Origin of the sequence: Calothrix sp. NIES-3974 (genome assembly GCF_002368395.1) — a bacterium.
In the GTDB taxonomy this organism is placed as follows: domain Bacteria; phylum Cyanobacteriota; class Cyanobacteriia; order Cyanobacteriales; family Nostocaceae; genus NIES-3974.
Map to the genome: position 1 here is coordinate 4,924,729 of NZ_AP018254.1, position 22,019 is coordinate 4,946,747.

19 protein-coding genes are annotated in these 22,019 nt (G+C 41.6%); 8 read left to right on the plus strand and 11 right to left on the minus strand.

Going from position 1 to position 22,019, the window contains the following annotated elements; genetic code table 11:
* Window positions 1–83: 83 nt before the first annotated feature.
* Together CDC37_RS19780 and CDC37_RS19785 are read right to left on the minus strand one after the other, a co-directional pair.
* Window positions 84–1,028 carry a hypothetical protein gene (locus tag CDC37_RS19780; RefSeq protein ID WP_096624392.1) on the minus strand — a complete coding sequence of 315 codons (945 nt, stop codon included), beginning with the start codon at window positions 1,026–1,028 and terminating at the stop codon, window positions 84–86.
* A gap of 29 nt (window positions 1,029–1,057) precedes the next feature.
* Window positions 1,058–1,591, minus strand: a complete 534-nt coding sequence (locus tag CDC37_RS19785) for a universal stress protein (RefSeq protein WP_096626441.1) — start codon at window positions 1,589–1,591, stop codon at window positions 1,058–1,060.
* Window positions 1,592–2,012: 421 nt separating this feature from the next.
* On the opposite strand from CDC37_RS19785, the gene CDC37_RS19790 reads away from it, so the two are divergent.
* Window positions 2,013–3,008, plus strand: a complete 996-nt coding sequence (locus tag CDC37_RS19790; protein ID WP_096624394.1) for a DnaJ C-terminal domain-containing protein — start codon at window positions 2,013–2,015, stop codon at window positions 3,006–3,008.
* A 34-nt stretch (window positions 3,009–3,042) separates the two neighbouring features.
* Here the strand turns inward: CDC37_RS19790 and CDC37_RS19795 are convergent, their stop codons facing one another.
* Window positions 3,043–5,379, minus strand: a complete 2,337-nt coding sequence (locus tag CDC37_RS19795; protein WP_096624396.1) for a serine/threonine-protein kinase — start codon at window positions 5,377–5,379, stop codon at window positions 3,043–3,045.
* 1,385 nt (window positions 5,380–6,764) lie between these two features.
* On the opposite strand from CDC37_RS19795, the gene CDC37_RS19800 reads away from it, so the two are divergent.
* The 4 genes from CDC37_RS19800 (at window position 6,765) to CDC37_RS19815 (ending at window position 11,442) form a co-directional block, all read left to right on the plus strand.
* Entirely contained in the window at window positions 6,765–7,289 is a 525-nt protein-coding gene (locus tag CDC37_RS19800) for a LabA-like NYN domain-containing protein (protein WP_096624398.1), read from the plus strand.
* A 146-nt stretch (window positions 7,290–7,435) separates the two neighbouring features.
* Window positions 7,436–9,040: a 2-isopropylmalate synthase gene (locus CDC37_RS19805; protein ID WP_096624400.1), complete on the plus strand. Its 1,605-nt coding sequence runs from the start codon at window positions 7,436–7,438 to the stop codon at window positions 9,038–9,040.
* 289 nt (window positions 9,041–9,329) lie between these two features.
* Entirely contained in the window at window positions 9,330–10,280 is a 951-nt protein-coding gene (locus tag CDC37_RS19810) for a branched-chain amino acid ABC transporter permease (RefSeq protein ID WP_096624402.1), read from the plus strand.
* A 376-nt stretch (window positions 10,281–10,656) separates the two neighbouring features.
* The gene (locus CDC37_RS19815) at window positions 10,657–11,442 is read left to right on the plus strand and encodes a TIGR01548 family HAD-type hydrolase (RefSeq protein WP_096624404.1); all 786 of its coding nucleotides are present in this window, start codon (window positions 10,657–10,659) and stop codon (window positions 11,440–11,442) included.
* 496 nt (window positions 11,443–11,938) lie between these two features.
* Here the strand turns inward: CDC37_RS19815 and infC are convergent, their stop codons facing one another.
* The 4 genes from infC to CDC37_RS19835 all read right to left on the minus strand — a co-directional run bounded on the left by infC (window position 11,939) and on the right by CDC37_RS19835 (window position 15,284).
* Window positions 11,939–12,472 carry a translation initiation factor IF-3 gene (infC, locus tag CDC37_RS19820; protein WP_096624406.1) on the minus strand — a complete coding sequence of 178 codons (534 nt, stop codon included), beginning with the start codon at window positions 12,470–12,472 and terminating at the stop codon, window positions 11,939–11,941.
* 171 nt (window positions 12,473–12,643) lie between these two features.
* Window positions 12,644–12,790, minus strand: a complete 147-nt coding sequence (locus tag CDC37_RS24515) for a hypothetical protein (RefSeq protein ID WP_157780792.1) — start codon at window positions 12,788–12,790, stop codon at window positions 12,644–12,646.
* Between the two features lie 177 nt (window positions 12,791–12,967).
* Window positions 12,968–13,378: a hypothetical protein gene (locus CDC37_RS19830; protein WP_231943502.1), complete on the minus strand. Its 411-nt coding sequence runs from the start codon at window positions 13,376–13,378 to the stop codon at window positions 12,968–12,970.
* 265 nt (window positions 13,379–13,643) lie between these two features.
* The gene (locus CDC37_RS19835) at window positions 13,644–15,284 is read right to left on the minus strand and encodes a DUF3352 domain-containing protein (protein WP_096624410.1); all 1,641 of its coding nucleotides are present in this window, start codon (window positions 15,282–15,284) and stop codon (window positions 13,644–13,646) included.
* A 377-nt stretch (window positions 15,285–15,661) separates the two neighbouring features.
* Between CDC37_RS19835 and CDC37_RS19840 the strand changes: the two genes are divergently transcribed.
* Window positions 15,662–17,170: a hypothetical protein gene (locus CDC37_RS19840; RefSeq protein WP_096624412.1), complete on the plus strand. Its 1,509-nt coding sequence runs from the start codon at window positions 15,662–15,664 to the stop codon at window positions 17,168–17,170.
* Window positions 17,171–17,408: 238 nt separating this feature from the next.
* On the opposite strand, the gene CDC37_RS19845 is transcribed toward CDC37_RS19840, so the two are convergent.
* A complete protein-coding gene (locus tag CDC37_RS19845; protein WP_096624414.1) occupies window positions 17,409–18,098 on the minus strand; it encodes a Mo-dependent nitrogenase C-terminal domain-containing protein in 690 nt (229 codons plus the stop codon).
* A gap of 533 nt (window positions 18,099–18,631) precedes the next feature.
* Between CDC37_RS19845 and CDC37_RS19850 the strand changes: the two genes are divergently transcribed.
* Window positions 18,632–19,261 (plus strand): hypothetical protein, encoded by a 630-nt coding sequence (locus tag CDC37_RS19850; protein ID WP_096626445.1) that lies wholly within the window; start codon window positions 18,632–18,634, stop codon window positions 19,259–19,261.
* Window positions 19,262–19,441: 180 nt separating this feature from the next.
* Window positions 19,442–19,756 carry a microviridin/marinostatin family tricyclic proteinase inhibitor gene (locus tag CDC37_RS19855; protein ID WP_096624416.1) on the plus strand — a complete coding sequence of 105 codons (315 nt, stop codon included), beginning with the start codon at window positions 19,442–19,444 and terminating at the stop codon, window positions 19,754–19,756.
* Between the two features lie 167 nt (window positions 19,757–19,923).
* On the opposite strand, the gene CDC37_RS19860 is transcribed toward CDC37_RS19855, so the two are convergent.
* The 3 genes from CDC37_RS19860 to CDC37_RS19870 form a co-directional block, all read right to left on the minus strand.
* Entirely contained in the window at window positions 19,924–20,268 is a 345-nt protein-coding gene (locus tag CDC37_RS19860) for a slr1659 superfamily regulator (RefSeq protein WP_096624418.1), read from the minus strand.
* A 28-nt stretch (window positions 20,269–20,296) separates the two neighbouring features.
* A complete protein-coding gene (locus tag CDC37_RS19865; RefSeq protein WP_197707023.1) occupies window positions 20,297–20,956 on the minus strand; it encodes a slr1658 superfamily regulator in 660 nt (219 codons plus the stop codon).
* 82 nt (window positions 20,957–21,038) lie between these two features.
* A complete protein-coding gene (locus CDC37_RS19870) occupies window positions 21,039–21,641 on the minus strand; it encodes a slr1658 superfamily regulator (RefSeq protein ID WP_157780793.1) in 603 nt (200 codons plus the stop codon).
* Window positions 21,642–22,019 lie beyond the last annotated feature (378 nt).

The following is a 22,019-nucleotide window of genomic DNA, read 5'->3' on the forward strand; positions in this document are numbered from 1 at the left end:
TCTATTTTGTTTGATTTTGCCTTTGTTACCAATCTTCAAAAGTCGTGATTGCAAATGCAACTGCGGGGTGATCAAGCAATAAATTAATGGGGTTGCTGGTGATTAGTGGGACTTTGGGGTAAAAGTTCCGGGTGAATGCGTCGTTGTCCAAACCAAATTAAACGTTTGTGTTCAAATTGGGTCGCAAGGATACCACCGAAGCCGAATACATGGACAATTAGATAAACCATACCACCGACAACGGGGATTAAACCGATTAATCCCAACATGAAAATACCTGCAACCAATTGAAATCCAAATTGACGATGTTTAAAGCTGGTTTGACCAATGACTAAACCCATGCTGACACTACCGACTAGTATGGCTAATAAAGCCGCAAGATTAGCAACGGGTAAAACTAAAGCACCCAGCAAACTACCAGCAATCAGGGTTGATAGTAACATTAGTCCCACCGTTCCCCCTAAACCCCAAGCTGCGGCAATTAACGGGTGTTGTTCAATGGTGACAGCTACAGATTGTAAATAATGGGGAATCAGAATTAATAATAATATACCGATAATTGCGATCGCACAAATCACCAACCCATGGAAAATGGCGCTAACTAGGTAAAGATGGAGCAATAATCCCCACGTACCCCACGCATGGATCGACTGCATGATGCCGAATTTACCATCAATGAGGGAGGTAGATGTACCATGAATCACAGCATCACTCGCTTTTTTTACCTCCCCTGCGATCGCTGTTGCATCTCCCCGAATCTGAGCTTGGGGATTGAGAATAACATCCCCCGCAACCGCAACCGCATTACCCTGTAGTGTTGCACCATCATCAATCTTTACCGAACCAGCAACCGCGATCGCATCATCCACTAACATCTCCTTGGTGATTGTCACATCACCACCAAAGCGGATGACATCGGTATGACGGGAAACCTGGGTTCCGGTAGCTGCGGCTGTAGTCCAAAATAGTAAAATCAATACAGCCAACAAAATCGGTAACAGCCATTGACGCAGTTTTGACCATTTCATCGTCCCATTCCTAATCACCTCAACCTGACCTAACCCACCTGTAATTCCTGATTAGATGCAACAGACTTCTTCTCTGGAGATGGGTGTAAACCTTGAACAACTAAAACTGAACAGGGAGCATGATGTAAGACATAATTACTCACACTACCCAGGAAAAACTCACTTAAACCCTTACGTCCGCGACGACCAACTAAAATCAAATCCGCATTCCAATTTGCTGCAACATGACAGATAACTCGACCCGGATCACCCACATTCAGGGTGTATTCCGCTTCCACACCCTCCTTCGCAGCTGTTTGACCCAAAGAATTGAGAAACTCCATCATCTGGTCTTGCAAAGCATCCCACTGCTGCAAATTAACCCGTACCGCTTCCGAATGCAGAGTCGGATAGAAACTATAGGGATCCATCGCAATCGGGTTAATATAGCGTTCGTCATAGGGAGAGATGACACTTAATAACATTAAACTTGCATTTGCCTGGGATGCGATCGCTAAACCTTCTTGAAAAACTTGCATTCCGATGTCGTTATCTTCGACTGCAACCAGTATTTTCTTAAACATACCCATAACTCCCTCTACTGATTTTGGTTATATCAAGACAATTTGAGGAACTTGTGAGGATGGGTAAACCTGCATTTATCACAAACCCGGAAAATTTGGGGGGAGCTATCGGATGCTTTTGCACTACCAGATACATAACTCATTCCTACTCAATGTACAGACGACTCGACGGGTCATCTGTACGGACTATCCCAACTCCCCACTCCCTCCCCATCAAGGAAGTCTTCAATCTTCATGTTCGGAAATTGCCCTGTGATTGCGTGCGTCAACCCCACTTGATTTTGCTTAATCTTTGTTAATTTAAAATCAGAGTGATTTATACCTGAGCATGTAGGCTTGCTGCGTTTATTTTTTAATGTTAGCAAGTTATCTGACGCTTATTTAAAAATATAACGAAAATTTCAAGTGTGGAGATTGGGCAATGGCTGCGGCAGATTTTAAAGACTATTATGCAGTTCTGGGTGTCAGCAAGACAGCTAGCCAAGATGAGATTAAAAAAGCATTCCGTAAACTAGCACGTAAATATCACCCAGATGTCAACCAAGGTAATCAACAGGCTGAAGCAAAGTTTAAGGAAGTTAACGAAGCCTACGAAGTGTTATCTGACCCTGACAAACGCAAAAAATATGACCAGTTTGGCCAATACTGGAAACAAGCTGGACAGGGTTTCCCCGGTGGAGGGGTTGGGGTCGATATGGGTGGCTTTGATTTTAGTCAGTATGCCAACTTTGACGACTTTATTAACGAGTTGCTAGGAAGATTTGCTAGTGGTACAAGGGGTACTACTAGTCGTCAGTCCTACTCCTATCATACTTCTACAGGGGCTAATCCCTATGGTGGGTTTAGTGACTTTGGTTTCCAAGATATGGGAGCAGGAACCCAAGACAGTGAAGCTACCATTAGTTTGAGTTTTGGCGAAGCTTTTAGGGGTGTGGAGAAAAAACTGAATGTGGGAGGAGAAATTATTAATGTGCGCATTCCTGCTGGTGCTAAAACTGGTAGTCGCTTAAGGGTACGCGGTAAGGGAATGGTAAACCCGATTACTAAACAACGAGGGGATTTATACCTACGAGTGGAACTCCAACCCCATTCCTTTTTCCATCTGGAAGGGGATAATTTAGTTTGTGAGATACCAATTACTCCCGATGAGGCGGTATTAGGTACAACAGTGGAAGTTCCCACTCCCGATGGTACGACTGCGAAGGTCAACGTACCCGCAGGGATTCGCTCCGGACAATCATTACGCTTACGTGGTAAGGGATGGGTATTGGGCCGAGGTGGAAGGGGTGATTTGTTGGCCAAAATTGCGATCGCTACTCCCAAAGACCTCTCTCCTCAAGAACGGGAGTACTATGAAAAAATTAGCGCCATTCGTTCCTATAATCCCCGTGCCCATTTACACAATGTACGCATTTAGTAGAGACGACCCGTCGGGTCGTCTCTACCCCTGGTTACGGTTCCCAAGGTTGGGTTGGTAAATCCGCGTTATCAAATTCAGGGATGTATCGAGGTTGCTGTTCTTTGGGTAATAATTGAAAGGTTTCGGAGTTAATTAGCTGTTGGAGTGCGGTGAGGTTTTCTGCGGCTGATTTATAGCGAGCTTTATAGTTCTCATGTACCATCTTGTTCAAAATGGCGGTGAATTCTGGACTGGTGTTGGGTGCGTATTCTTGCCATTGCAATTGGCCATTTTGATCTCGCTTCAAGTCCTGGGGAGACATGCTGGTGAGGGCTTTAATTCCAATCATCCCGATTGCGTAAATATCACTGCTAAAGCTGGGTCTACCGAAACATTGCTCTGGTGGTGCGTATCCTTTTGTACCAATACCGATGGTGAAAGCGGTTTGTTCGGGGTTTTCTGGTTGTTCGCTGGAGATTTGCTTCACAGCACCAAAATCAATTAAAACCAGTCTTTTGTCCTGTTGACGACGAATAATATTGCTGGGTTTAATGTCGCGGTGAATTACCCCATTTTGGTGGACGAATGTGAGTATTTCTAATAATTCGGTGACAATTTCAATAACTGTACGTTCAGGAAAGCGTTTGTTGGGTATTAATTCCTGATTCAGGGTTTTTCCCTCAATATACTCTTGGACTAAATAAAAGTCTTCGTCCTCTTCAAAAAATGCCAGGAGTTGGGGAATTTGGGGATGATTACCTAATTTTTGCAGTGTCTCCCCTTCACTAGCAAATAAGCGTCGAGCGACTTCCAATTGTTCGGGTTTATTACTAGCTGGACGTAATAACTTGACTACACAATGGGGATTTCCGGGTCGGCGTGAGTCTTCTGCTATATAGGTTTCACTAAATCCACCCGAACCTAAAACCCGGACAATTTTATAACGGTTATCAATGATTTTTCCGGAGACTTCTATTTCCCTTTGTCTGAGTAGTTCCCGTAAATCTTCCTGTTGACTGAGAATTTCTTGCACCACTCGAGAAGAAGGATTTTTTTGGAGTATTTTGGCCAGTTGTAGCTTCCGTTTCCGCTCTAAACCAATGCCAATAATAATATAAGAAGTTCCAATCCCCAACAACGCGATCGCGGGTATGGTTGTAGGAATAATTATTTGCTGGGAAACAAATAAGATAAAACTAATTCCCATCCAAATAATGGCAATCCCCCAACTAATAATAATCCGCATCCGCATCTGCTTAAATTTGGCTGCGACCAATGCACATCCAGTGCTAAAAATTACGACAAATAATCCTCGTTGCCAAGGTTGATCGATGACCGTCCGGAGTGCATTCCCCTCCAATAAAGTTGCGATCGCATTGGCATGAATTTCCACTCCGGACATGAGTTGGGGGAATAACCAATTGGCAGCTACTTGATGATAGTCGTTATTCAGCTTATTGGTTGCACCAATGATGACGATTTTGTCACGGAATACTTTCCCATTTTGCAGATTTTGGCTCCAAGCATTGGGGTCAAAAACATACCAAAAGGGTATTTTGGTAAATGTTCCAGCTCCACCACGAAAGTAAATCCGTTCTCCCTGGGGTTGGGGGTATGTAATATTGGCTGCTCGTAAAGTAGCCACATCGAAGTCGGGGATAGCACCGACTGGTAAATCACCCACTCGTGCTAGTTCCTTTTGATACTCACTGGCTAGTCGATGGACTTTCCCGTCGATTTCGCGAGGAAAATTGACCGAACCAACCGCGACCTTCGTCTCCAAAAAGCGGGGATGGGGTTTGGTTAGTTGGGTAAATTGTAGCTGCGATCGCTGTTCGTATTCTTCGTAAACAGCAGCGAGGACAACCCGATCTGCATGACGTTTTAAGGCTGCTGCGAACACCTGATCATCGCGATCGCCATAGCTGCTTTTGGTATCAAAAAGTACATCTAATGCCACAACTTTCGCACCTGCATCCATGAGTTGATCGATTACCTGCGCATAGGCTGCTCGTTGATAGGGGTAACGATGGATCGGTTGAAAATAGGGGTGTTCCTGGGGTTGGTGACGAAATGAATTTTCAGGGATGGAAATGGAATCATCATCGATACTCAAGATGAGGATATCGGAAGCAGCAGGTATCTCACCCCGAAATTCATAAAACATCGATTGGGACTGCTTTTCCAAAAAACTCACCAGACGCAGATTGGCAAAGGATACTAATCCCACCCCTCCAATCCACAACCCGATCAAGACATGACTCCAACCCATGACTTTATGTACGTGTTGTCGCCAACGGGTTGTACCAGTTTGCAATGGCTGTCTTGATGATTGCTCGGTTGCGGATCGGGATTTTTTCGTTAAGGTGGATTTAGGTGGTTTTGCCATACAATTAGTTTATCTATAAAGATATATATTATTCAGACAACTTGAATCAATATTGCTAAAAAATCAACTTCAATGAAAAATTTATACTCTGACCTCATATACCAAAATTCTATCACTTCTCGGCTATCGAACCTGTCATCATTGCCAATGATACACGTATCGATAGACACTTACAAATTTCCCAGTACAGGAGCAATTGTTCTGAATTCACGGGAAGCAAAAATTCAGCGACCTAACCTGCTGCTCCTTGATTGACAGCAAGAGTATCAAAAGGAATATCAGTAGGATTCTCCATTCTCTTTCGAGAAATATTAGGTATTCCGGTTGTTCCCTCCTTTTCGATAGGACTTGCACCTGTTGTCTGAATTAGATCCGTATCTATTGATTAGCCAATCTATTTATTGACAGCAACTTGGACACACAGGATGGGTCAGCGAAGCATTGGTAATGTAATTGATTTAATCCCAGATTGTGATATTTTTTCGGACTCTAGGTTGTGACTCGAAAGGAGAAAAAGTAATTTTCCTTTCCAACTATGTCCTTTGGACATGGGTCGCTTGCATACAGTTGTAACTGCGGGTTGCATAACTTGAGTGATTAGACATGTGCTGGTGATCATCATGGTTAGAATCGTCAAAATCCTCTCAATCAAACACCCCTGGTGTTGATGGTGACTTCTGACCAAGGTCACACCCACAATTTTTGCATATCTTGTGCAGAAAGGGTCATGGGTAATGAGCAATCAGGAAACTTGAGCAAAATTTCTGGGGAAAAAGAATCAGCACTATTACTAGGTATCCGAGGTTTTGTGTATACTTATTAAACACTTTCATGGCGACTGGGAAGGAATAATACTGATACAAGTAAGCAAAGCAAAAGGCTATTCAATAAAAGCTTTTTCACCTTTTTTAGTTCTCCAGTAATGTATACCTATCTAGTTGTACTAGTAGCTGGGAAAACTTGAGGACAGACTACTTCAACCAGTGTTGGAGAGAGAGTTTGTTATTTTTATCAACATCCTCAATCAAGCTGGTGAGGTCCTAATTAATCCCGTCACCCCAATATTAATAGTCGTAAATAGGCAATTGATATTGGCTGCATGGATATATAATGTCCCTTTCAGAGTACACTGGATTGATAGAATGACCCACTTAGATCAAGGATGGTTTGTAACTGATTCGTAAACATAACCTCGAAAAATCAATTCAACAAATTAAACAAAAACCTATATGTTGAAAACCAAATCATAATTTCTGCCAGCTTGGCTTCCGGAGATACGGAAAAACTATTTGCCAAATATCCTTTAATTTCTTGATTTTATTATTGTTATAATCTATTGTTCAATCTAAATATTATCTATTATCTGGATTAGGTGTTAAATTCTTATGGGTACTACTATGAATCGTCTGTCTATATTTGTAGACGGCAATAATATGTTCTATGCACAGCAAAAGAACGGATGGTTTTTTGACCCCAGACGTGTCCTCGAATATTTTCAGCATGAACAGCAAAACACGACATTAATCAATGCATTTTGGTACACTGGACTTAAAGACCCCCAAGACCAAAGAGGTTTTCGGGATGCATTAATCAGTTTAGGTTATACAGTACGAACAAAAATCCTCAAGGAATATTATGATGACTCTTCGGGAAAATATTCACAAAAGGCTAATCTGGATATAGAAATTGTTGTGGACATGTTTAATACCGTTGATCAGTATGACCGAGTGGTTTTATTTAGTGGAGATGGAGATTTTGAACGGGCAATTGAATTACTCAGATCCAAAAATACTCATATTACAGTTGTATCAACGGAAGGAATGATTGCCAGGGAGCTACGTAACGCCACGGATAGATATATTGATTTAAATGATATTAGAGAAGATATCGAAAAGGTGGAAGGGTCGTAAATAATTCATTCCTATCCAGATTGCCAAGTTCTCATTATATAAATCAGATTTATAGAAATATCAGTCGAATTTCGGATATATATAAAGCAAGTATATAAAATTGTCAAAACGGGCAAAACAAGAAAACGATAAGGTTCATCTGCAAAATGGCTACAAATTCTGACAGAATTATTATTTTTGATACGACATTACGGGATGGCGAACAGTGTCCGGGTGCGACTTTGAATATAGATGAGAAGTTAGCGATCGCCAAGCAGTTAGCTCGTTTAGGTGTGGATATCATCGAAGCGGGGTTTGCCTTTGCTAGTCCCGGAGATTTTGAAGCGGTAGGTAAAATTGCTCAACAGGTGGGGACAGAGGATGGACCTGTTATTTGCAGTTTAGCCCGAGCTCGTCAGGAGGATATAAAAGCCGCAGCAGAGGCTATTAAACCTGCTTATCGGGGACGGATTCACACTTTTTTAGCAACCTCCGATATTCACCTGAAGTACAAACTCAAGAAAACCCGTAGCGAAGTAGCAGCGATCGCGGAGGAAATGGTAGCCTATGCCAAGACCTTCACCGATGATGTGGAGTTTTCCCCGGAAGATGCAGGTCGTTCCGATCCGGAATTTTTGTACGAGGTTTTAGAGCGGGTAATCAATGCTGGAGCAACCACCGTTAATATTCCCGACACCGTTGGTTATACGACTCCCCAGGAATTTGGAGCCTTAATTAAGGGTATCAAAGAAAATGTCCCCAATATTGACCAGGCAATTATTTCCGTACATGGTCACAACGATTTAGGGTTAGCGGTGGCTAATTTCCTGGAAGCTGTGAAAAACGGAGCGCGTCAACTGGAGTGTACCATCAATGGTATTGGTGAACGAGCCGGAAATGCAGCCCTGGAAGAATTAGTCATGGCTTTACACGTCCGCCGTCAATACTATAACCCCTTTTTAGGCCGCGATCGCGACTCGGAATTGCCCTTAACCAATATTGACACCAAACAAATCTACAAAACTTCCCGTCTCGTCTCCAACCTGACAGGAATGTTAGTACAACCCAATAAAGCCATTGTCGGAGCCAATGCTTTCGCCCATGAATCGGGAATTCACCAGGATGGTGTGTTAAAAAACAAACTTACCTACGAGATTATGGATGCCCAGTTAATTGGGTTAACCGATAATCAAATTGTTCTGGGTAAGCATTCCGGACGCAACGCCTTCCGCACCCGGTTAAAAGAATTGGGTTACGAATTAAGCGAAACCGATTTAAATAAAGCCTTCCTCCGCTTTAAAGAAATCGCTGACAAAAAGAAAGAAATCAGCGACTGGGACATCGAAGCCATCGTCAACGACGAAATCCAACAGGCACCCGATTTATTTAAACTGGAACTGGTGCAAGTTTCCTGCGGCGATCGCTCCCGTCCCACCGCCACCGTAACTTTACGTAGTCCGACAGGGGAAGAATTAACGGATGCTGCCATCGGTACAGGACCAGTTGATGCTGTTTACAAAGCCATTAACCGTGTTACTAATATTCCCAACCAACTGATTGAATTTTCGGTACAATCGGTAACGGCTGGTATTGATGCTATTGGTGAGGTGACAATTCGTCTGCGTAACGAAGAGGGAGTATTTTCAGGTAGAGCTGCGAACACAGACATTATTGTGGCCTCTGCCCAAGCCTATGTAAATGCCCTGAATAGATTGTATGCAGCAACACAGTTGAAGCGCGAGCATCCCCAATTAACATCTCCGAATTTTTAGCTGAATCAAAAAGAAGCCTCTCGCCTACCACGCCACTTGTAAGATTTTACATGAAACTGCGTGTAATTTTTGGGTGTGTCATTCTGTCGCTTGCTGGTTGCGGTGCAGTGCAGAACGAAGTAGAGCGCGGCAATCTCAGTAACTCGTTAACATCGAAGACTATGGGATTGCTTCATCGTTCCTCCTCGCTTCAGACAACTTGTGGTATGCAACTTCCCATTCAAACGGTATCAGGATGTAGGGGTTGGGTTAAACTATTCCCTACTCCCAATTCACTACTCCCCATTCAATGGACATCACCCTATTCCTGCAACAATTCCTCAACGGTCTCTCCATTGGTAGTACTTACGCAATATTTGCATTAGGTTATACCTTGGTCTATTCCATTCTGGGAATAATCAACCTCGCACACGGCGCAGTTTTCACCCTTGGAGCCTATCTTACCTATACTTTGATGGGAGGTCGATTTGGATTTAGTGGAGTACTGGCCAATGCTGCTCTACCCATCCAATTACCCTTTGCGATCGCCCTAATTTTGGCTAGTATCGGTGCTGGTATCATCGGTGTGGTCATTGAACGCATCGCCTTTTTACCCCTGCGCCGTCGAGGTTCTGATCCCCTATTAACGGTAGTTTCCAGTTTGGGGGTAGCCGTTGTCATTGTCAACCTAATTCAGTACCTAGTCGGTGCGGAAAACTACACTTTCCCTGCTGATACCTACGGTAATCTACCCCCAGCCATTAACTTTGGTACAGTAGCCAATCCCATCCCCATCCGTACCGTACAAATCATTATTTTTGCCGTATCCGTAAGTGCTGTTGCCATTTTAACTTACTTTATTACCAATACGAAATACGGTAAAGCCATGCAAGCGATTGCCGAAGATGCAGTGACAGCGAGTTTACTAGGTATCGACAGCGAAAGGTTTATCATTTACACCTTTTTTATCAGCAGTTTTTTAGCCGGAATGGCAGGAGCTTTACTCGCTTCTAGCGTCAGTATCCCCGGTCCCTATTTTGGTATTGCCTTTGGTTTACGAGGATTAGCAGTAATTGTTTTAGGTGGATTAGGAAGCATTCCCGGTGCAGTCATCGGTGGATTTGTCATCGGTATAGTCGAAGCATTTGTCCCCGGAGAATATTCTGGCTATAAGGATGCGATCGCGTTTGGAATTTTGTTTATCATGTTGCTAATACGTCCCCAAGGTTTACTAGGGCGTAAATTTATTCAGAAAGTCTAATATCGATTCTCTTTTACTTTGAAATCAACGAAACTCGGATAATCAACGGTTATAAGCCCCTGATATGTAGCGACCATTAGTGTAAACGGTATAATATGCCAGTTATATCGATTCCCTTGTACTTTGCAATAAATAAAACTAAAATAATCAACGGTTACAGCCCCTGATATGTAGTAAGCATTAGCGTAAACGATATTACACAATTCCCGTAGATATTTTCTTTCTGTCTTTCCTTGGTATTGAGTTGAATCAAATAATCGTCACAACCAAACCAAATTCCCCCTACCCTACCTAGCAAAATTAATCCCAAATCAATAGTAGAGACGAACCGTCGGGTCGTCTCTGCGGTAATCCAAAATCCCAAATTCCAAATCCAATGACCAACCCCCCTCCCATCGTTATCTTTGACATCGACGGTGTAATACGCGATGTTTCCGGTTCCTACCGACGTGCTATAGCTGATACCGTTGAACATTTCACCCATCAAGCATACCGTCCCACTCCCACAGACATTGATAATCTTAAATCTGAAGGTATTTGGAACAATGACTGGGAAGCATCCCAAGAGTTAATTTACCGCTTCTTTGAGTCCCAAGGAATCACCCGTACAACAATCAACCTTGATTACGACAAAATCGTTCACTTTTTTCAGCAACGTTATCGAGGAGACAACCCAAACAACTGGAATGGTTACATCTGTCATGAACCTTTACTGGTAAAACCCGAATATCTCCAATCCTTAACAGCAGCTGATATCTCCTGGGGTTTCTTTAGCGGTGCAACCCGTGCTTCCGCATTATTTGTTCTTGAAGGTCGTCTCGGTTTGGAATCTCCGACTTTAATTGCAATGGAAGATGCACCCGGAAAACCAGATCCAACAGGTTTATGCTCAACCGTCAACATCCTTGAAGAATCAACACCCCAAAAATCATCACCCGTTTTTTACGTTGGCGATACAGTGGCAGATATGTACACTATTGTCAAAGCGAAAACTCTCTATCCCCAACGTCAGTGGATTGGTGTAGGTGTCCTCCCCCCCCATGTCCAAACAACCCCTACCCGTCGAGAACGCTACGCTACTAGTTTGATTGATGCTGGTGCGGATATTGTTTTCTGTAATGTCCAGGATTTAACTCCTGCCAAAATTCAAACTCTAATATAACCTAATTACTCCCTTACGCCAAAAATGCTAAAGTCCCGTTAATCATATATCAAACTATATCGATGATTCAGCGATCGCACTCCAGGATTAACCACTCTACCGTTCAAAGTCCCTTACTTTGGGTCTGCGGAAAAAGTCTTTTCCCTCGCACCCATGCTCCCCGTGGGTGCGGAACCTCGTGAATGAAGGCAGTAGAGTAGAGTAGCCTTCGCTGACTGAGTGACCACCCAGAGCATAGTCACTAGATATATATCAAGTTGTGACTAAATTAATACTCGGTTTATTTCCGCCAACCTGTACTTGGAGGTTTTTAAAAACTTTTATTGACCACGAATAATCCTGGACAAGAGTTTCAGGCTTTATAACTCATTGAACTCACGTTAAAATGACTAATCAGTCAAATTAACAAAAATATCCCCTCCTCGACCCACCGAAGAGAGGATATCTAATATTCACATTGAATTATTCAGTAATCACCATTAACCAAGCTTGATATCTACTTCTTCGGTGATATCAACATCATCATATTTCGACCTTCACGCTTGGGATATTGCTGGACTTCACCCACTGCATCTAAATCGGTAGCCATCCGTCGCAACAATTCCTCTGCCATGTCGCTGTGTTGAATTTCTCGCCCTCGAAACATGACTGTTGCTTTTACTTTATCACCGTCGCGCAGGAACTTTTCTGCTTGCTTTACACGGACATTGTAATCATGCGCTTCGATTTTGTAGCGCATTTTTACTTCCTTGACATCTGCTGTATGCTGCTTTTTCCGGGCTTCTCGTGCTTTCTTTTCTTGTTCAAACTTGAATTTACCATAATCCATAATCCGACAGACTGGAGGGTCGGCTTTATCACTGAGCAGCACCAGATCCAATTCTTTCTCTTCGGCCATTCGTAACGCTTCTTGGGGTGTTACTATCCCCAACTGGGAGCCATCCGTGTCTATTAACCGAATTTTGGGGAAACGAATTCGCTCGTTAATTTGTGGCAGATCTCGATTACGTTTTTTCTCAGTTACTGGCATGTAGTAGTCGTTGAAACTTCCTTAATTATGGGTTTGAATGTTGATGATTGGTAGTCATAGCCAGCCTCGCAACTATTTAGGTTTAGCTACGGTGACTTGCAAAAATAGTATAATCCTAGTTTAGCTAATGCATGGGCGAAAAACTACAGGTAGTTATATTTGTTATTTTACTCACTCCTCACCAATATCTGTCGAATTGTAAAACAACATTACATAGGGTCTGGGGAAAGGGTCTTTTAGGGGGGTTAGGGAACGGGGAGTAGAAACAACCCGTCGGTTCGTCTCTACAGGGAATGGTTTTAACCCAAAAATTTTCATTTTCCCTGGCTTCATAAAATGGCAGATGCAAGGTTTTTCAGCTTCTATACACCCATTTTTTGCACGTTCTGCGACCAAAATACTCACCAAAGCTTACAGTATCAGAGTTTTACTATTTTTCCGCAAGCCCTACATCGGATTTACTATTCAGACCTTCTCCTCAAAGTCCATCAGGGATTATGGTTGTTGAGCAGAAAGAGTGTAGTTGACCCTGGTACCTGGATTAAAAATTCCCACCCACACCCGATAGGTTCCAGCTTTAAAGTAGTTTCCTTCATAGCTTGCATCTTTCTTTCGCCCTGTGTCATCCCCACAACGGATGGTTTTGTCGTCGGGTCCTTGAATGAGAATGGTTGTGTCTGCACCTTCACTATTGACCAAAAAGCGTAATTTTCCAAAGTCTTTTTCTAAAATCACGATATGGTCTGGTTTCGGGTCGGCATAACCAACACATATATTGCGATCGCGATCACGGTTACTAATTGTCGATAGGGAATAACTACCACCAGTATAACCAGATACGATAGTCTTGCTGGGGTCAAATCCTGGTGTCAAACGTAGAGTCCCAAAGTTAGCCTTAGTCCCCATGACTGGTGTGGCGGCAATTATCGTGAATATGCCAAGAATACTGGCTTTTAATCCCTCTTTTGTCCCGAATACGGTTATTTTTGGGTTTTTACTCCTATTTTCACTATCATAAATTTTTCTTCGCCATCGGAGATAAATGTTTCTCACCCCACCCTTCCTCATCTTGATTGATATTTAGTGCTTTTGTATACTCATAATACCGATGATAAACACTGAAGAAGTTAGGGGTTATGTCAGTATGGCATCTGGCATATTTTTAGCATATTTATTGTTTGCGATATAGATAAATACGGCCTTTAAGGACTTGATTGCTGCTACCATAGCTACTGATGGTGAGCGATCGCAGTTGTTGAAATAGGGGTTGGGCAAGAATTTTGATAAATTGAAGGATGGGTATTTGTCGGGAAAGGATGGATTGGCTACTATTCCAATCGATATACACATAACCTTGGTTAGGTTTGGGGATATTGGCAATACTGGTTTTGAAGGTGCGATTTTCCAATAAGGAGTTTTGGGGACTGGTTAAGGCTGCTTGCATTGCTTCTAGGGATGAGGCAAAAATTTCATATTTGTCAATGCTGGTGTGGAGAGCTAGGGGTATGGTGTTGATGGTCAATTTGGATTTATTACTGGTTGGGGTGCGTTGGGTGGTTAATTGAGTCCAAGCGGTAACGGGTTGGGATTCCAGGGGAAAGGAGCTAATCGCTAAATTGTGTTGTTGGGCAATTTCGTCAAATTTGGCAATACCCGTGTTTGTTTGTGGAGATTTTTCGGTGACAAATATCCAATCGGGATTGGGGGAGTCCGGGTTGGGTAATAAGCCGATGGCATATTCACCATTAACCCAGCTAAACAGGTCTGTTGCTAAATTGATCCCGGCTTGGGTTTGTAATTCTGCTAGGGGTTGAACAATTTGCCCAATTCCCACATCCTCCTTCCCAGCTAAAGCTCCTGCCAATTGTTGCCAGTATAAAGCTAAATTACTATTGGGTAAGGAACTTAAATCCTGACCTGCAACCGCCATACTAGTAGTATCAGGAAGATAGGCAACAGCAGCAACTGGTTTATTTAGGGATGGGGAAGGAGTAGGAAGTTCGTGGTTGGGAATAGCTGCGGTTTCCAGAATGATTCCCTGGGGATCAAGATTCAAACTCACCAGTTGACTGTGGAAATTTTCTACAGGTAACTTCAGACCTTGCCAAGTTGCGATCGCTTCCAGATTTAAGTATGCCACGGCGACGGCATCACCACCCATCTGCTCCACAGCTGTTTGATATTCACGATTACTAGGTAAATTTAAATCAGGAGCTTGAACATTATTAATCGCTTCCCGCAAAACCTTGCTATCATTAGCAAAGAGAACAAATTGATTGGCAACCACCGCACCCGCTAATTTCTCACCAGTTTTACTGGCGCTATCAGCAATAATTTTCACACCAGCATACTCCTCCGTAGTTAAATCCGCACCCGCCAAAACTCGCTGCGAAAATAGTAACTGCAAGAACTCACGGCTTTTCTCCCCATCCTGGGTAGCTAGTGCCATTAAATACCCTGGTGTTTGTCCATTACTGGCATCCCGATCAATATCCAAAGTGGTGACAGCAAAAGTCATTTCTTCCCCTAGCCAAGGTTGAATATCTTGACGGTAATCAATACCAGTATTTTTCAGCAGCTTTGTTTTCCAGGGGGAAAAATCTACATGTTTGACCAACTCCTCAATCCGTTCCGGATTAGCAAAAATCGATACCATCACCGGTGCTTGTTTGGCAACAAAAACCGCTCCACCAGGGGACTTTAAGGGTTTGACAGCATAGGCATAATTTGGGAAACTCAAGCAAACACCGAAATGCAGCACTATCGCCATCCCCAAAGCTACAAATCGGAATAAACCACCTTTGCGATTCATTTAGACTCCTACTTCGCTGCACCAGCAGCACAAACACCAACACTATTAAACAGCAGATTGGGGACTAGAGGGAGTAGGGAGTAGGGAGTAGGGAGTAGGGAGGGACGACCCTACCTTGCTATGCACAGAAAATTATTAAATTGTTAGTAAAATCAGATTATTGGCGAAGAGAGAGTTTTATTGTCTGACCACAAAACCAACATTGATGAATAAGTAGGTAGGTGCAATTAAATTAATTGGTTTAATTGCACCTACCTACTCGTGAGAAATCACGGATGACAAGTGTCATATTTAACCATGTATATTTTCGATTACTTAGGGATGTTTGGAAGTGCCTCAAGGGGAATCCTAAAGTATATATATAGAAAATTTAAAATATGACTCGTTTAAATCAGCAAGCATACAAAATTTTGTTCGAGGAAATCCAACGCTGTGCAACCAACGATGCGATTGGAGAAACAGAACGCAAAATCGTCTACAAGCGTCTGGAACGGATGCAAAAGGAGCGGGGTACACCTGCAAACTACGATGAATTGAGGGATGTAGTTATTGATATTTATCCCCAATTTGACCCCAAGGTGTTGAAGAAAGCAGCAAAGGTCAATCAACCACCGAGTCCCTTGTGGACTATCTTCGGGGTATTACAGTTTGGTTTACTCACTTTTGCTGGTTTAGCTGGGTTAATTTGGCTGGCGAATTTACCCTATCCAATGATACGCAAACCCGTGGCTGAAAAAGCTCCATTATTGCTACTACCCAGTTACATTTCAATGGATAATAGTTATCGAGGGGCAATTCGCGATTTAGAACAAGCAGAACAGTTACTTGGGAATACGACTAGCACCAAGGATATTGAACTGGGAACAGAAAAAGTGAAATCAGCCCAACGCCATCTAGATAACTTACCGGTTTGGTTTCTAGGCTATTATCCCCAGATGTATTGTCGTTTTTTTAGCTGCACTTGGCAGTTTACCTTTGACGAATTTGAAAATGCCCGCCGAAGAGTGGCAAAATTAGAAGCGATCGCCTTTCAAGGGAAAAATGCCCTCGAACCCCTTGCAGAAGCCGAAAAAAACCTCATTGCAGCTAAACAGAAATACCGACAAGCCAAAACCATCGCGGAAAAGGAAGAAGCGATCGCTGCTTGGCAAGCTGCAATATACTTGTTTGATGAAATACCCCTGGAAACTTTAGCAGGAAACAATGCTCAAATTAAAGTTAAAGGCTATAAGCATGAATTTGTCAATACTCAAATTGGTACATATATAGCTGCAGCCCAAGAATTTGATTTCCAAGCGGAAAAAATCAAATCTACCCAAGCACAAACAGCAACATCATTGTGGGAGCAAGCAATAAGTCGTTTAAACCAAATTCCCCAGGAAAATCCCCGCTATTTGGAAGCACAAAGGCTAATTGCTAACTATCAAGTCAAATTAGAAAAGTCGGCGACGCAAAAAAGTAGTAGTACTTATATAGAAGCGGCAAAAAAAATCGCCTTTCAAGCTGCAACTCATTCCCAAAATCCACCCCATTCAGCTGAAAAATGGTCACAAATTGCCAGCCTTTGGGAACGGTCAATTAATATATTAGAAAAAATAGGTGTTGAAGAAGCCGGATATGTGGAAGCACAGAAATATTTGGCAGATTACCAAACCAATTTAGGTGTGATTCAAACCCGGATCAAAATGGAAATTGAAGCCAAACGTATTCTCGATGATGCTAATACAAAAATTCAACATTTACTTGCCAATCCACCTGATAGCCATCAACAATTCAAAAATGAATTAAATAGCCTGATTGCCTTACTACAAACGATCAAATCTGGAACAACAGCCTATGGGGAAGCTCAACAATTAATTACCTATGCAAAGCAAAAAGTGAAGTAGTATACTCGGATATCTCATAACTTTCTAAAACTAGCTTCTGACTGGGGAATAGGGGGTTGGGAGTAGTAGGAAAATTAACCCGTTACTCAAGGCTTATTGCTTAATTTAATGACTCGGGAGCATCCCTAATGTGTATACTCTCGAATATAGCGCTTAGGGAGCAGAAATGCTCCCACTACTTGATATTGGCAAAATAGGGGTACTCCTTAATGATTCTGTCTCCTGTATCCTTCTTATTTTAAAGATAGGGAGTAACATCCTCCTGACATTCATCAGCAAGATAGGATAGAGCGCGAAAACGCAAACTCACCAACTGTTCGTAGAGAGGATTTAGTTTGCACAAAGGGGGAATATGAACGATTTTGCGTCCGAATAGTTTCACATCTCGTTCAAACGGACATTGGGAAGGAATCATTTTACACAAAAACCGAGCTAAACTGGGGTCATGAATTTCCAGACCATCCAACCATTCCCGTAAAGGAGCGATCGCATCAATTCCATGATTATTATTACTAGTCTCGGATCCATGTGTGGTGGGGGTGGTTGCAGTCAGGTCAGAGTTTTCCAGGGTATGACGTAGAGCATCGAGAATATCCTCCGGTTCCCCTAAAGCTTTACACAATTCGTGGAGGATATAATCTTCACTTTTGGTATACATACCATCAGCGATCGCCACCATTACTGCTGTACGTAAAAAATTTTCAGCCAAAGGTGTACCTTTACCTAAAACCCTAGCTAGTTCTTCCGGGGAAATATCTTCAGATGTTTCAATATTCGTCCCCGGTGCTAGTTCCGTTTGGGTAATACTAGCAATCATTTCCTGTTCTTGAGCATCAAAATCACCATCAGCCCATGCTATAGATAGTAAACCACGTATCCATGCTGTGATCTGTTCGTTTGTATAAGTAGGTTTGATAACGCCTGTCATAATATAATCTCGTCAATCTCTGCCTTTTTGCCATTTCTAGTCCATAGTAGCCTGGGATGACCAAGATTTTTGGTGATGGTTTTGACTTGTTTTCCCCAACTTAAGGGAAAGTGGGTAGTCCGTGATCAGAGTCCTCCCAATCATCAAAAGTAAATATACTTTCAACCGAAAGATAAATAGAAAGAATTACTAAGGGTAGATGTGTCGCCCTTCAGTTTCTGTTGAAAATAAATAACGGGATGCGCAAAACAATACCAATTTATCAAGTACCTATACTCTTCTACCCTCTGCTGACTACATAACCTGCATTTCTCACTAGTGAATGATCAGGGGTGAGTAATGGATTATTCTTCCTACTACTCCCCTACAGACGCGATATATCGCGTCTCTCCCCACACCCTAATCCCTGAAAGCTTTAGGATGGTGTGAGAAATCCAGGATCAGCAAAAGAGGATAAGAGTCCTGAATTGAATAATCCCAAAAAATCTGCAAAGAAAATAAACAATAAACAAATAGAGTTGGTGAAATCAACAATGAAACAAAAATTAAAAACTCAAACCCCCAATCACCACATTAAATCCAGCTTAATCCGGGGAGGATTATTGTTCTCCCTACCCTTTTTCTCCCTACTTACTGGTTCTGCTACGTTTGCACAAATAAATCCCTGTCCAAGAATTTTCTACGAAGAACCCCACAATAACCGGGTATTAGTTCCCCAGGGTTGTCCTCCGAATGCGTTTACTGCAAAACAACAAGCAACTACCACTCCACCGACCCCAGAAACCCGACCTATTCAACCTCCCACTTCACCCGTTACCCAACCTCCCCTACCAGAGAAAACCCAAACCGCGATCGCTACAGTTACAGTCAAAGATGGTCAGGTGAATGTCCAGTTAATTAACAGCACAGGTGTGGGAATTTCCTATCAAGCAATCGGACAAACAGAAGTTCGTACCCTCAACCCCAAGGAAGAGTTTGCACTTCGCAATCTCCCCACACCAATTACTATCACTTTAGTCAGACAAGATAGCGGTTTTTTAAAAGTCATCCCCAAAGAATCATCCCCAGGAACCCTCACACTTACTTTAGATGAAAGTGCTGAGTTTGGAGATAATCAAGGTGCAATCCGCATTAATGCTAATGGTCAGGTATTTTTCAATTAATTGAACCTTCTTCCTTTTAGCTCGTAAATGGGGAGTGGGGAGGAAGGAAGAGTTATTTATTTAGACACTGCGCGTCATGTTAAGGATTTTATACTTATATCAAAAAAACGCATGAGTTAGAGGTTCTCTGGTCTAAGTAGAGAAAGTAGAAATATCACCTTTAAACTCAGGAGTCGTTTTATGTCTGAACAAAATCATCAACATCCCCAACCTCCCACCCCATTTTTTGCACGCTATTTAGAAGCACAGTTGCAAGATTTATCGGAAGCGGAAATAGAAGCGATTTCCGGTGGGGGAATGGCCGTTACATTAGCCTATCCATCTGACCAAGAGGGTGTAGAAGGTGGAGTCGTCACCCAGAAATACCCTTCTGACCACGAAGATGTCAGTGATGGAACTATCACTACGAAAAAATATCCTTCTGACCAGGAAGATAGCGGTTTCAACATTCCTTTTCCCAATTTTCCCGGTTTCAACCTGTTTTCAGGTAGCTAGTGTGTGAAAGAAAAAGCAATACCAATTTGAAAAGGGAATGCGACAGATAAAATGTGTCGGTAGAGACGTAATATATTACGTCTCCACATACAGCAATTAAGATTTCACAAATCCTGCTCTGAGTGCTGTAAATATTCATTATTAATGGAGAAATACACTCAATTTTCTCACTGTAATTCTAATACTAAACTCGGCATCAATCTTTGTAGATTTTTGAGAGATTTCCCTTGCCAAGGAATCAAATTAGAGCCAATAATCTTCAGATTTTCTGCTTTGCGTTTACGCATTTCAATCACAAATTTAGATAGCATACTAATTCCTGAACTGTTGAGAAAATTCAAATTTTGTAAATCCAGAATTACACTTTCAGGATTATTATTAGCAGCAGAATTTAGTAAATTCAATATAGGTGCATATTCTTCCATACCACCTAAACGTAGTGAACCAGTAAAATTAATTGTATTGTTATGATTATCAATCCAGACTGTGTAGTTATCACCTTTAATTTCCATTGTTATCAATCTCCTCAGTTATGTAACCTTAAATGACGACTTCTACCATCGTTGTTACAGCAACAATTTGAGAATTTCCCTGAACATTTCTAAATTTCCAACCAATTTTAGCATTATAATCATTAACCATCGTCAAGAATCCTAATCCGGATGCATTACAACTATCATCCTCCGCATTTCGTTCTAATTGCTGAATGTATAATTCCATTGGGTCAGAAGCAATAAAGTTTTTCACATAGGCTTTAAATATCTCTGCATTAGTTGGTGTAATACTATTATCCACAAAAATCCGGACTAAATCGTTCTCTAATTGTAAATGCAATGTGATTGGATACTGTGCGTGTAAGTTGCAATATTTCATGGCATTTTCTAGTAATTCATTTGCCACGTAACTCACAACATTTTTTATTTCTGCATGACGCTTTTTCCCCATCGGATCATCCTCCATAAGTGGAAAAAAGGTTGTTAAGTAATCGGCAATAAAATCAGCCGATAAACCATTATTTCGCCAACGACGCTTCATCGGGATTCGCGAAGGGGAAAAACCTAAAGTTAAATGTTCATCCCTTAAGGGTTGATCGACGTAATGACCGAATATTTCCACATTACTATTAACGTCTGCTAACTCATTTTCATGACTTTCTTTAACTAAAAATCTATCCAGAAAGGAACCAAATACCTGTATCATTTTGAGTTTTATCCCTCTAGTTTAGCTAATGATTATCCTTTATACATATTATTGAAGAATAAATATGACAATTATTATCAAATCATAAAAATTTTAACTCTACCATCGTGGTAATCTCCACAATAGGAGAAACCTCTGAGAACAGTTTGCAAAATTTCCAACCTAATTGACCACTATAATCGTTGATAATTGTCAGTATTCCTAATTTAGAAGAGTTTTTTTCTTCTATTTCTCCATATTCCAGTTGATGGATATACATTTCCATTGTATCCATTGATTCTAGTTGATGAATATAGTCTTGAAGTTTTTGAGCGGCAATCTGAGTTACGGTATTAGTGATAAGTAAGCGAATCGTACTACCATCAATATTTAAACGTAATTTAATGGGATATTTATAACTATAGTGAGAATACTTCATCGCATTCTCCAGTAATTCATTGGCAATAAAAGCAACGGAGTTTTGTACATCTTTAATCAACATATTATTGCCAATAGTCAGAGGACTATCGTTAAATATTCTGCTTGCATATTCACCGATAAAATCTGCTGATAGACCATTGTTTCCCCATCTTTGAGAAAAGGGAATTGCATAGGGACAGATGACAATTGCTAATTGTTCATGTAGTGGTGACGTTTCCACAAACTTCCCAAATAATTTAATATCAGATTCATCAACAGTAATCATGTTCATTAAGATTGAGGGATTTGACAATTTGTAGGATTTTCCTTTCTATCTGTCACATCGTGAAGATTGTGATTGGCTAGCAATTAATAACTAAAAATGATTTTGATGGTGATTTTCTGGGAATTCCGCAAATAAAGCCGCAAAATCAGCTATAATGCGGACAATTTAAATATGGCATTGCTCAAAATATTTAAGCATCTGTATTCTTACTTAAGAAATAAAAAAATATGTCGAACAAAACATGCTTCCTAGTCAGGCAAAATATACAGCATACTACAAATAAATACTGATTGGTTATGGAGTAATTTATGTTATATCTAAAGTAGCAGTATATTTGGTATATACCTGCATTTGGAACCTGCATTTGGAGCAAGCTTG